This is a genomic window from Salmonella sp. SAL04202 (genome assembly GCF_046550775.1).
Taxonomy (GTDB): Bacteria; Pseudomonadota; Gammaproteobacteria; order Enterobacterales; family Enterobacteriaceae; genus Salmonella; species Salmonella enterica.
In genome coordinates this window covers 160,731-173,773 of record NZ_JBGDXK010000005.1, presented here as the reverse complement: position 1 = coordinate 173,773, position 13,043 = coordinate 160,731, and the positions used below count along the sequence as shown (strand labels likewise).

Here is a 13,043-nt window from a genome sequence, read left to right as displayed (position 1 = left end):
TTACTAGCGAAAGCACAGAAATAAACCTAACATTGAAATTAAAACGCATCAGATTTAGCATGTGAATCAATTTGTCCGGCAGGATGCCCTGTAACTCTGCGCTTTGCATTTTTACACATTATAAATGATGTCACGGAAAGATGAAAAATGCGCGTTCTCCCGTATTGACGACGGGGCGTAATGCTGCCAGTGAGAAATATTTAAAAAGGAGCAACCAGAATGTATAACAATGAACCTGGCGCTCAGTCCGATCCAACGTTGGGCTACACTTTTCAAAATGATTTTCTGGCATTAAGCCAGGCGTTTTCACTACCCGAAATAGATTATACCGATATTTCCCAACGCGAACAGTTGGCGGCGGCGATTAAAAGATGGCCACTCCTGGCTGAATTTGCGCAACCACATTCATTAAGGAAGCCATGAATGGCGATTCTGGGACTGCAGGGCGTGCGCGGCGGGGTGGGAACCACATCTCTCACCGCAGCACTCGCCTGGGCGTTACAAATCTTAGGGGAAAATGTCCTGGTGATTGACGCCAGCCCCGATAACCTGCTGCGCATGTCGTTTAACGTCGACTTCGTCCATCAGGGCGGTTGGGCGCGATCGTTGCTGGACGGCCAGGACTGGCGCGATGCCGGATTACGTTATACCTCACAGCTTGATCTACTGCCGTTTGGACAGCTCACCGCGCAAGAGCGGGAAAATCCGCAGGCCTGGCAGGAGACGCTGGGAGAGATCGGATCGGCTATCCAGGCGCTGAAAGCGAGCGGGCGTTATAGCTGGATTTTACTGGACTTGCCCTACGGCGCGTCACCGCTGACAGGGCAGCTGGTGAGCCTCTGCGACCATACGCTGGCGATAGCCCAGGTTGACGCTAACTGCCATATTCGCCTTCATCAGCAGGCATTGCCTGCCGGAGCGCATATTCTGATCAATGACTTACGCATCGGCAGTCAGTTACAGGACGATCTGTACCAGGTCTGGCTGCAAAGCCAGCGCCGGTTGCTGCCCATTGTGATCCATCGCGATGAGGCGATGGCGGAGTGCATGGCGTCGAAACAGCCGTTAGGCGAATATCGCAGCGATTCGTTAGCTGCCGAAGAGGTGTTAACGCTGGCGAACTGGTGCCTGCTGCATGATGCGGGCGACAAAACGTCCGCCGGGAGCCTGCGATGAGCGCCCTTTCCCGGTGGCTGCTTATCCCGCCGGTTAGCGCGCGCTTGAGCGAGCGCTATCAGGGTTACCGCCGCCACGGCGCGTCGCCGTTTAGCGCAGCGCTCGGCTGCCTGTGGACGATTCTGGCGTGGATAGTGTTTCCGCTTGAGCATCCGCGCTGGCAGCGTATTCGCGACGGGCATAAAGCGCTTTATCCGCATATTAACGCCGCCCGCCCGCGCCCGCTGGACCCGGCCCGTTACCTCATTCAGACCCTCTGGCTGGTGATGATCTCGTCGACTAAAGAACGTCATGAACCGCGCTGGCGGTCATTTGCGCGCCTGAAGGACGTTCGTGGACGTTACCATCAATGGATGGATACCTTACCGGAACGGGTGCGCCAAAAGACAACGCACCTGGAAAAGGAAAAAGAGCTGGGACATCTTAGCAACGGCGCCCGGCGTTTTATTCTGGGCGTTATCGTGACCTTTTCACTGATACTGGCGCTGATCTGTATTACGCAGCCATTTAACCCGCTATCGCAATTTATCTTTCTGCTGTTGCTGTGGGGCGTTGCGCTGTTGGTACGACGTATGCCGGGACGCTTTTCCGCGCTGATGCTCATCGTGCTGTCGCTAACGGTCTCCTGTCGTTATATCTGGTGGCGCTATACCTCGACGCTAAATTGGGACGACCCGGTCAGTCTGGTGTGCGGGCTGATTCTGCTGTTTGCGGAAACCTACGCCTGGATTGTGCTGGTGCTGGGGTACTTCCAGGTGGTGTGGCCGTTAAATCGTCAACCGGTGCCGTTGCCGAAAGAGATGTCGCAGTGGCCGACGGTGGATATTTTTGTACCGACCTATAACGAAGACCTTAATGTGGTCAAAAATACCATTTACGCTTCGCTTGGCATTGACTGGCCGAAGGACAAGCTGAATATCTGGATCCTTGATGACGGCGGGCGCGAATCATTTCGTCAGTTTGCCCGACATGTTGGCGTGCATTACATTGCCCGCGCCACGCATGAACACGCCAAAGCCGGCAACATCAACAATGCGCTAAAACACGCGAAAGGCGAGTTTGTGGCGATCTTCGATTGCGACCATGTGCCGACACGCTCGTTTCTGCAAATGACAATGGGCTGGTTCCTGAAAGAAAAACAGCTGGCGATGATGCAGACGCCGCATCATTTCTTCTCCCCGGACCCGTTTGAGCGCAACCTGGGACGTTTTCGTAAAACGCCTAACGAAGGCACGCTGTTTTACGGACTGGTGCAGGACGGTAACGATATGTGGGACGCCACTTTCTTTTGCGGATCGTGCGCGGTGATTCGCCGTAAGCCGCTGGATGAGATTGGCGGTATCGCCGTTGAGACGGTGACGGAAGATGCGCATACATCGCTCCGTCTGCACCGGCGAGGTTATACCTCAGCGTATATGCGCATTCCGCAGGCGGCGGGGCTGGCGACGGAAAGCCTGTCGGCGCATATCGGGCAGCGTATTCGTTGGGCGCGGGGCATGGTGCAAATTTTCCGCCTCGATAACCCTCTGTTTGGTAAAGGCTTAAAACTGGCGCAGCGGCTGTGCTACCTCAACGCGATGTTCCATTTCTTGTCCGGCATTCCGCGTCTGATCTTTCTGACCGCGCCGCTGGCTTTTCTGCTGCTGCACGCCTATATCATTTATGCGCCTGCGTTGATGATTGCGCTATTTGTGATACCGCACATGGTCCACGCCAGCCTGACTAACTCGAAGATTCAGGGCAAGTATCGTCACTCTTTCTGGAGTGAAATCTATGAAACGGTACTGGCATGGTATATCGCACCGCCGACTCTGGTCGCGTTGATCAATCCGCACAAAGGGAAATTTAACGTCACGGCGAAAGGCGGGCTGGTGGAAGAGAAGTACGTCGACTGGGTAATCTCGCGTCCGTATATCTTCCTTGTCTTGCTTAACCTGCTCGGCGTGGCGGCGGGCGTATGGCGATACTATTACGGGCCGGAAAATGAAACGCTGACCGTCATCGTTAGCCTGGTGTGGGTCTTCTATAACCTGGTCATTCTCGGCGGCGCGGTTGCGGTTTCGGTAGAGAGTAAACAGGTCAGGCGCGCGCATCGGGTCGAGATTGCCATGCCGGGGGCCATCGCCCGCGAAGATGGACATTTGTTCTCCTGTACCGTACATGACTTCTCCGACGGCGGGTTAGGCATCAAGATCAACGGTCAGGCGCAGGTGCTGGAAGGGCAGAAAGTGAATCTGTTGCTTAAACGCGGGCAGCAGGAATATGTCTTTCCAACGCAGGTGGTGCGCGTAACGGGCAATGAGGTCGGACTACAACTGATGCCGCTCACCACCAAACAACATATTGATTTTGTGCAGTGTACCTTCGCGCGCGCCGATACGTGGGCGCTTTGGCAAGATAGCTTCCCGGAAGATAAACCGCTGGAAAGCTTGCTGGATATTCTGAAGCTGGGCTTCCGCGGATATCGCCACCTCGCGGAGTTCGCGCCGCCTTCAGTAAAAGTAATTTTCCGATCGTTGACGGCGTTAATTGCCTGGATTGTATCGTTTATTCCGCGTCGCCCGGAGCGGCAAGCGGCGATACAGCCGTCGGATCGGGTTATGGCTCAGGCTCAACAATGATGATAATGCGATGAAAAGAAAATTGTCCTGGATTTGTGCGGCGGTAATAGGATTAAGCGCGTTTCCTGCTTTCATGACGGCGGCGGCGCCTGCTACGCCGCCATTGATAAATGCTGAACCCACCGAGCCTGCGCCGTCGCCCGCAACTGAGGCGCCCGTCGTGGCGCAAACCGCGCCTTCGCGCGAGGTCAAGCTGACCTTTGCGCAAATCGCGCCGCCGCCGGGCAGTATGGCGCTGCGTGGCGTTAACCCTAACGGCGGCATTGAATTTGGTATGCGCAGCGATGAAGTGGCGTCGAAAGCGGTGCTGAATCTGGAATATACGCCCTCGCCGTCGCTCCTGCCGGTTCAGTCGCAGCTCAAGGTTTATCTCAATGATGAACTGATGGGCGTACTGCCGGTGACAAAAGAGCAGTTGGGGAAAAAGACGCTGGCGCAGGTACCTATCAATCCGCTATTTATCACCGACTTTAACCGGGTGCGGCTGGAGTTTGTCGGCCACTATCGCGACGTGTGTGAAAATCCGGCCAGCAGTACTCTGTGGTTAGACATCGGGCGAAATAGCGCCCTGGATCTGACCTATAACATGCTGGCGGTGAATAACGATCTGTCCCACTTCCCGGTGCCGTTTTTTGATCCGCGGGATAACCGTCCGGTGACGTTGCCGATAGTGTTTGCTGACATGCCGGATCTGGCGCAGCAGCAGGCGGCTTCTATTGTCGCGTCCTGGTTTGGCTCGCGGGCGGGCTGGCGCGGTCAGCGCTTCCCGGTGTTGTATAATCACCTGCCGGATCGCAATGCGATCGTGTTCGCCACCAACGATCGACGCCCCGATTTCCTGCGCGATCATCCTGCGGTTAACGCGCCGGTTATCGAGATGATGAGCCATCCGGATAATCCGTATGTGAAGTTGCTGATCGTGTTTGGTCGAGATGATAAAGACCTGTTGCAGGCGGCAAAAGGTATCGCGCAAGGGAATATTCTCTTCCGTGGTTCCAGCGTGGTGGTCAACGATGTAAAACCGCTGCTGGCGCGCAAACCGTATGATGCGCCGAACTGGGTGCGTACCGATCGCCCGGTCACTTTTGGCGAGCTGAAAACCTATGAAGAGCAGCTCCAGTCGAGTGGGCTGGAGCCGGCGCCCATCAACGTTTCTTTGAATCTGCCGCCGGACCTCTATTTGCTGCGTAGCAACGGTATTGATATGGATCTCAACTACCGTTATACCTCGCCGCCGACTAAAGACAGTTCACGGCTGGATATCAGTCTGAATAACCAGTTCCTGCAAGCCTTTAGCCTTAACAGCACGCAGGAAACTAATCGACTCCTGTTGCGCCTGCCGGTACTTCAGGGACTGCTGGATGGTAAAACGGATGTGTCTATTCCGGCGCTCAAACTGGGGGCGATGAACCAACTACGTTTTGACTTCCGCTACATGAACCCGATGCCGGGCGGGTCGGTGGACAACTGTATTACCTTCCAGCCGGTACCGAATCATGTGGTGATAGGGGATGACTCCACTATCGATTTTTCGAAATATTACCACTTTATCGCGATGCCGGATTTACGCGCGTTCGCCAATGCGGGTTTCCCGTTCAGCCGAATGGCCGACCTGTCTGACACGCTGGCGGTGATGCCGAAGACCCCAACCGAAGCGCAAATGGAAACGCTGCTGAATACGGTCGGCGCCATTGGCGGGCAGACCGGTTTCCCGGCAATTAATCTGACCATCACCGATGATAGCGCTCAGATAGCCGACAAAGACGCCGATCTGCTGATTATTGGCGCTATTCCGGGCAAGCTAAAAGACGATAAGCGTATCGATCTGTTGGTGCAGGCGACACAAAGCTGGGTAAAAACCCCGATGCGGCAGACCGCTTTCCCGTCGATTATGCCGGATGAGGCCGATCGCGCGGCGGATGCGCAGTCCACCGTCACCGCCAGCGGCCCGATGGCGGCGGTGGTGGGCTTCCAGTCGCCGTTTAATGATCAGCGCAGCGTGATTGCTCTGCTGGCTGACAGCCCGCGCGGCTACCAGCTACTGAACGACGCCGTGAACGACAGCGGTAAACGTGCCGCGATGTTTGGTTCCGTGGCGGTGATCCGCGAGTCCGGCGTTCACAGTCTGCGCGTTGGCGATATCTATTACGTCGGACATCTGCCGTGGTTTGAGCGGCTGTGGTATGCGCTGGCGAATCACCCGGTGCTGCTGGCGGTACTGGCGGCCCTCAGTGTGGTATTACTGGCGTGGGTATTGTGGCGTCTGCTACGTATTCTCAGTCGCCGTCGTCTCGACCCTGACCATGAGTAACGCATGATGACTATGCTGCGCGGATGGATAACGATGATCGTCATGCTGACGGCAATAAATGCGCAGGCGGCCTGTAGCTGGCCTGCGTGGGAACAGTTCAAGAAAGATTACATTAGCCAGCAGGGACGCGTTATCGATCCGGGCGATGCGCGAAAAATTACCACCTCCGAAGGGCAAAGCTACGCCATGTTCTTTGCCCTGGCAGCGAACGATCGACCGGCGTTCGCGCAACTGTTTAACTGGACGCAAAACAATCTGGCGCAGGGATCGCTGCGTGAACATCTGCCCGCCTGGCTGTGGGGACAAAAAGATCCCGACACCTGGTCGGTGCTGGACAGCAACTCCGCGTCCGACGGCGATATCTGGATGGCATGGTCGCTGCTGGAGGCCGGTCGTCTGTGGAAAGAGACGCGTTATACCGAGGTGGGTACGGCGTTGCTAAAACGCATCGCCCGCGAAGAGGTCGTGAATGTGCCGGGGCTGGGCTCAATGCTGCTACCTGGCAAAATCGGCTTTGCCGAGGCGAATAGCTGGCGTTTTAACCCAAGCTATCTGCCGCCGCAGTTGGCGCAATACTTTAGCCGTTTTGGCGCGCCGTGGTCGACGTTACGGGAAACCAATTTGCGGCTTTTGCTGGAAACCGCGCCGAAAGGTTTCTCGCCGGACTGGGTGCGTTATGAAAGCAAGCAAGGCTGGCAGTTGAAAGCGGAAAAGACGCTGATCAGTAGCTACGATGCGATTCGCGTCTATTTATGGGCGGGAATGATGCATGATGGCGATCCGCAAAAAGCGCGTTTACTGGCGCGATTTAAACCGATGGCGACGTTAACGATGAAAAACGGCGTTCCACCGGAGAAAGTGGATGTCGTCAGCGGGAACGCGCAAGGGACGGGGCCGGTCGGGTTTTCCGCCGCTTTACTGCCTTTCCTGCAAAATCGCGACGCCCAGGCCGTGCAGCGACAGCGGGTCGCAGACCATTTTCCTGGCAGCGATGCCTATTACAACTATGTGCTGACTCTCTTTGGCCAAGGCTGGGATCAGCACCGTTTTCGCTTCACCGTCAAAGGTGAATTATTACCTGACTGGGGCCAGGAATGCGTAAGTTCACGTTAAGTCTCATGCACGCTTTTTTGCCGGCTGGCGGTCGAAACGCCTTACCTGGCAAAAGGGGCGTTTCTCGGGCATTGTTGGGTTTATCGCTTGGTATGGCGCTAACACCGCTTGCCGGCGCAGCGACCTCCGCGCAGCAACAGTTGCTGGAGCAGGTTCGGCTGGGCGAGGCCACGCACCGTGAGGACTTAGTCCGTCAGTCGCTCTATCGCCTGGAGCTGATCGACCCCAATGATCCACAGGTTATCGCCGCCCGTTTCCGCTATCTGTTGCGCCAGGGGGATAGCGACGGGGCGCAGAAGCTACTTGACCGGCTGGCGCAACTGGCGCCGGAGTCGACGGCGTATCAATCTTCCCGCACCGCGATGCTGCTCTCCACGCCGCAAGGACGCCAGTCTTTGCAGGAGGCGCGTTTACTGGCGACGACCGGCCATACTGAACAAGCGATCGCCAGCTACGACAAGCTGTTTAAAGGTTATCCGCCGGAGGGCGAACTGGCGGTCGAATACTGGACGACCGTGGCGAAATTGCCCGCCCGCCGTCACGAAGCGATTAACCAGCTACAGAAAATCAATGCCGTCAGTCCGGGTAATAACGCTCTGCAAAATGCGCTGGCGCAACTGTTGTTCGCCAGTGGGCGGCGCGATGAGGGATTTGCGGTGCTAAAACAGATGGCGAAATCCAGTACGGGACGCAGCGCGGCCTCCGCCATCTGGTACCAGCAGATAAAAGATCTCCCGGTTAGCGACGCCAGCGTAAAAGCGTTGCAAGACTATCTGACGCAGTTTAGCGAAGGCGATAGCGTGTCTGCCGCCCGCGCCCAGCTTAGCGAGCAGCAAAAACAGTTAGCCGATCCGGCGTTCCGCGCGCGCTCGCAGGGCATCGCGGCGGTTAATGCCGGAGAAGGCGGTAAGGCCATTGCGCAATTGCAGCAGGCGGTGAGCGCCCGGCAGGACGACAGCGAGGCGGTCGGCGCGCTGGGGCAGGCATACTCACAGCGTGGCGATCGCGCCCGCGCCGTAGCGCAGTTTGAAAAGGCGCTGGCGATGGCGCCGCACAGCAGCAGTCGCGATAAGTGGGAGAGTCTGCTGAAGGTCAATCGCTACTGGCTGTTAATTCAGCAGGGCGACGCGGCCTTAAAAGCGAATAATCTGGCCCAGGCGGAGCGTTTCTATCAGCAGGCGCGAGCAGTGGATAACACCGACAGCTACGCGGTACTGGGGCTGGGGGATGTGGCGATGGCGCGCAAAGATAATGCCGCCGCCGAACGTTATTATCAGCAGACGCTGCGTATGGACAGCGGTAATACCAATGCTGTACGCGGGCTGGCGAATCTTTATCGCCAGCAGTCGCCGCAAAAAGCCGCCGCGTTTATCGCTTCTCTTTCCGCCAGCCAGCGGCGCAGTATCGACGATATCGAACGCAGTCTGGAAAATGACCGTCTGGCGCAGCAGGCGGAAACGCTGGAAAGCGAGGGCAAATGGGCGCAGGCCGCAGAACTGCACCGTCGTCGGCTGGCATTAGATCCGGGGAGCGTGTGGGTGACGTACCGACTGTCACGCGATCTGTGGCAGGCCGGGCAGCACGCCCAGGCCGATGCGCAAATGCGCTCTCTGGCGCAGCAGAAGCCAAACGATCCGGAACAGGTCTATGCTTATGGACTTTATCTTTCCGGCAGCGATCGGGACCGGGCGGCGCTGGCGCATCTCAATACCCTGCCGACCAGCCAGTGGAACAGCAATATTCAGGAACTGGCGGGCCGATTGCAAAGTAACCAGGTGCTGGAAAGCGCTAACCGCTTGCGCGATAGCGGCAAAGAACGCGAAGCGGAAGCGTTGTTACGTCAGCAGCCGCCCTCTACGCGCATTGCGTTAACGTTGGCGGACTGGGCGCAGCAGCGTGGCGATAATGTGGCGGCCCGCGCCGCTTATGACGCCGTTCTGGCGCGGGAACCGGGTAATGTCGATGCCATGCTGGGGCGGGTGGAAATCGACATCGCACAGGGCGATAACGCTGCGGCGCGCGCTCAGCTGGCGGCGCTGCCTGCGTCGCAAATCACCTCTATTAACATGCAGCGCCGCGTCGCGCTGGCGCAGCTCCAGCTTGGCGATATCACGGCGGCAGCGCGGACCTTCAACCGCATTACGCCGCAGGCAAAAGCACAGCCGCCATCAATGGAAAGCGCAATGGTATTACGTGACGCCGCCGCTTTTCAGGCGCAAACGGGCGAGCCGCAGCGGGCGCTGGAGACCTACAAAGACGCAATGGTCGCCGCGGCGATTACGCCGGTTCGTCCCCAGGATAACGATACCTTTACCCGCCTGACGCGCAATGATGAAAAAGATGACTGGCTAAAACGCGGCGTGCGTAGCGATGCGGCGGAGTTGTACCGTCAGCAGGATCTCAATGTCACGTTGGCGCACGATTATTGGGGGTCGAGCGGGACTGGCGGCTACTCCGATCTGAAGGCGCATACCACGATGCTTCAGGTGGATGCGCCCTGGTCGGACGGACGGGCGTTCTTTCGTACTGATATGGTGAATATGGATGTTGGCCGTTTCTCTACGGATGCGGACGGAAAATACGATAATAACTGGGGTACCTGTACGCTGGAGAAATGCAGCGGACATCGTAGCCAGGCCGATACGGGCGCGAGCGTGGCGGTCGGCTGGCAGAATGAGACCTGGCGCTGGGATATCGGCACGACGCCGATGGGCTTTAATGTCGTTGATGTGGTCGGCGGCGTCAGCTACAGCGACGATATCGGGCCGTTGGGTTATACCCTGAACGCGCATCGTCGCCCGATCTCCAGCTCGCTGCTGGCGTTTGGCGGACAAAAGGACGCCAGCAGCAATACCGGCACTAAATGGGGCGGCGTGCGGGCCAACGGCGGCGGCGTCAGTCTCAGCTATGATAAAGGCGAAGCAAACGGTGTCTGGGCGTCGCTCAGCGGCGACCAGTTGAGCGGTAAAAATGTGGAAGATAACTGGCGCGTGCGCTGGATGACCGGTTATTACTATAAGGTGATTAACGAGAATAACCGCCGCGTTACCGTCGGGCTGAATAACATGATCTGGCATTACGACAAAGATTTGAGCGGTTATTCACTGGGTCAGGGCGGTTATTATAGCCCGCAGGAATACCTGTCGTTTGCGGTGCCGGTGATGTGGCGGCAGCGTACGGAAAACTGGTCGTGGGAGTTAGGCGGCTCGGTATCCTGGTCGCACTCCCGCAACCGTACCATGCCGCGTTATCCGCTGATGAATTTGATCCCGGCAGATTATCAGGAGGATGCGCGTGACCAGACCAACGGCGGCGGTAGCAGCCAGGGATTTGGCTATACCGCGCGGGCGCTCATTGAACGCCGGGTCACTGCCAACTGGTTTGTGGGTACGGCTGTCGATATTCAGCAGGCGAAAGACTATACCCCCAGTCATCTGCTGCTGTATGTCCGTTATTCCGCGGCAGGCTGGCAGGGGGATATGGATTTACCGCCGCAGCCTCTGGTGCCTTACGCTGACTGGTAATTATTGCGTCAGGCCTACGTATTGACAGGCGTCGTAGGCCTGAGAAGCGCAGCGCCATCAGACGCTATCATTAACCGTTATTCAGAAAAGTCCTTTTCAGATACAGCCTCTCTTAATGCCGCTGCAATCGGGTATACTCAGGCGGCAGTCCGGGATATCCAGGGAGAGTCAATTTGCGCGTCAGCCGCTCGTTAACAATTAAACAGATGGCAATGGTTGCGGCCGTTGTCATGGTGTTTGTTTTTGTCTTTTGCACCGTTTTGTTGTTCCATCTGGTACAGCAGAACCGCTACAACACGGCTACGCAACTGGAAAGTATCGCGCGATCTGTTCGGGAACCTCTTTCTTCCGCGATTCTAAAAGCGGATCTCCCCGGCGCGGAAACCATTCTGGAAAGTATTAAACCTGCGGGCGTGGTGAGTCGCGCCGATGTGGTATTGCCGAATCAGTTCCAGGCGTTGCGTAAGCGCTTCATTCCTGAACGCCCCGTCCCGGTTATGGTGACGCGTCTCTTCGAACTGCCGGTACAAATTTCTTTGCCGGTTTATTCGTTGGAGCGTCCTGCCAATCCGCAACCGCTGGCCTACCTTGTATTGCAGGCGGATTCGTACCGTATGTACAAGTTCGTCATGAGTGCGCTCTCTACGTTAGTGACCATTTACTTACTTTTATCGCTGATCCTGACGGTGGCCATCGCCTGGTGCGTAAACCGCCTGATTGTGCATCCGCTGCGCAAAATCGCCCGCGAGCTGAACGACATTCCGCAGCAGGAGCTGATCGGACATCAGCTGGCGTTGCCGCGTCTGCATCAGGATGATGAAATTGGGATGCTGGTGCGCAGCTATAACCTCAACCAGCAGCTTATGCAGCGTCAACGCGAGGAGCAAACGGACAACGCGATGCGTTTTCCGGTTTCCGAGCTGCCCAATAAAGCCTTTTTAATGGCGCTGCTGGAACAGGTTATCACCCGCCAACAGACCACCGCGCTTATCATCGTGACGTGCGAAACGTTGCGTGACACGGCAGGCGTGCTGCAAGAAACGCAGCGGGAGATTCTATTACTGACGCTGGTTGAGAAGCTGAAGTCGGTGCTGGCGCCGCGCATGGTGCTTACGCAGGTCAGCGGGTATGACTTCGCCATTATCGCCCACGGCGTTAAAGAGCCGTGGCACGCCATTACATTAGGTCAGCAAATACTCACTATCATTAATGAACGACTGCCCATCCAGGGTATTCAACTGCGCCCAAGCTGCAGTATTGGCATTGCGATGTATTATGGCGATCTGACCGCCGAAGAGCTCTATGGTCGCGCCGTCTCCGCCGCGTTTACCGCGCGCCGAAAAGGTAAAAATCAAATCCAGTTCTTTGACCCGGCGCAGATGGAGGCCGCTCAACAGCGCCTTACCGAAGAGAGCGATATCCTTACCGCGCTGGATAATCATCAGTTTGCCATTTGGCTGCAGCCACAGGTCGAGATGCGCAGCGGCAACGTATTAAGCGCCGAAGCCTTGTTACGTATGCAGCAGCCGGACGGTAGCTGGGAATTGCCGGAGGGGCTGATTGAGCGCATTGAATCCTGCGGCCTGATGGTCACGGTGGGCTATTGGGTGCTGGAAGAGTCCTGTCGCCAGCTTGCCGCCTGGCAGGAGCGCGGCGTGACATTGCCGCTCTCCGTCAATCTTTCCGCGTTACAGCTCATGCACCCTGGCATGGTGTCGGAGCTGCTGGAATTGTTAAATCGCTATCGTATTCAACCAGGTACGCTGATTCTTGAGGTCACTGAAAGCCGCCGTATCGACGATCCACACGCTGCCGTCGCTATCTTACGTCCGTTACGTAATGCTGGCGTGCGTATCGCACTGGATGATTTTGGCATGGGTTACGCGGGGCTGCGCCAGTTACAGCATATGAAGTCGCTACCGGTCGATATCCTTAAAATTGATAAAATGTTTGTCGATGGGTTACCGGATGATCACAGTATGGTGACGGCGATTATCCTGATGGCCCGCAGTCTTAATTTACAATTGATTGCCGAGGGCGTGGAGAACGAGGCGCAACGCGCGTGGCTGGAACAGGCGGGAGTCAACGTCGCGCAAGGCTTCCTGTTTGCTCGGCCCGTTCCCGCGGATATCTTTGAAGAACGGTATCTGTCGCACGAAAATCCTGATTACAAAAGTTAAAAAAGGTCGCGCTTGTGCGAGCCAGCTCAAACTTTTTAACATTTTTGTTTCAATTATGATCCTGGCGCATTTCTGTCATGTTGTGTGGGTGTTATTTTAAGGCCGCAGGTTACTCATA

Annotated in this window: 7 protein-coding genes; all 7 read left to right on the top strand. The window is 56.6% G+C overall.

What is annotated here, in order from left to right; genetic code table 11:
• Positions 1 to 219 precede the first annotated feature (219 nt).
• The 7 genes from bcsR (at position 220) to hmsP (ending at position 12,925) form a co-directional block, all read left to right on the top strand.
• Positions 220 to 423 (top strand): cellulose biosynthesis protein BcsR, encoded by a 204-nt coding sequence (gene bcsR / locus ACLJQJ_RS18840; protein ID WP_000282616.1) that lies wholly within the window; start codon positions 220 to 222, stop codon positions 421 to 423.
• Entirely contained in the window at positions 424 to 1,176 is a 753-nt protein-coding gene (bcsQ, locus tag ACLJQJ_RS18835) for a cellulose biosynthesis protein BcsQ (protein WP_000996115.1), read from the top strand.
• A complete protein-coding gene (gene bcsA, locus ACLJQJ_RS18830; protein ID WP_001275342.1) occupies positions 1,173 to 3,797 on the top strand; it encodes a UDP-forming cellulose synthase catalytic subunit in 2,625 nt (874 codons plus the stop codon). The genes bcsQ and bcsA overlap by 4 nt, the downstream gene beginning before the upstream one ends.
• Positions 3,798 to 3,807: 10 nt before the next feature.
• Positions 3,808 to 6,108 (top strand): cellulose biosynthesis cyclic di-GMP-binding regulatory protein BcsB, encoded by a 2,301-nt coding sequence (gene bcsB / locus ACLJQJ_RS18825; protein ID WP_063814083.1) that lies wholly within the window; start codon positions 3,808 to 3,810, stop codon positions 6,106 to 6,108.
• 3 nt (positions 6,109 to 6,111) lie between these two features.
• On the top strand, positions 6,112 to 7,221 hold the full coding sequence (gene bcsZ, locus ACLJQJ_RS18820; RefSeq protein ID WP_000988802.1) for a cellulose synthase complex periplasmic endoglucanase BcsZ: 1,110 nt from the start codon (positions 6,112 to 6,114) through the stop codon (positions 7,219 to 7,221).
• Positions 7,203 to 10,745, top strand: coding sequence for a cellulose synthase complex outer membrane protein BcsC (gene bcsC / locus ACLJQJ_RS18815; protein ID WP_058682479.1), 3,543 nt, complete (start codon positions 7,203 to 7,205; stop codon positions 10,743 to 10,745). The genes bcsZ and bcsC overlap by 19 nt, the downstream gene beginning before the upstream one ends.
• A gap of 173 nt (positions 10,746 to 10,918) precedes the next feature.
• Positions 10,919 to 12,925 carry a biofilm formation regulator HmsP gene (gene hmsP / locus ACLJQJ_RS18810; protein ID WP_001266363.1) on the top strand — a complete coding sequence of 669 codons (2,007 nt, stop codon included), beginning with the start codon at positions 10,919 to 10,921 and terminating at the stop codon, positions 12,923 to 12,925.
• The last annotated feature ends 118 nt before the right edge of the window (positions 12,926 to 13,043 follow it).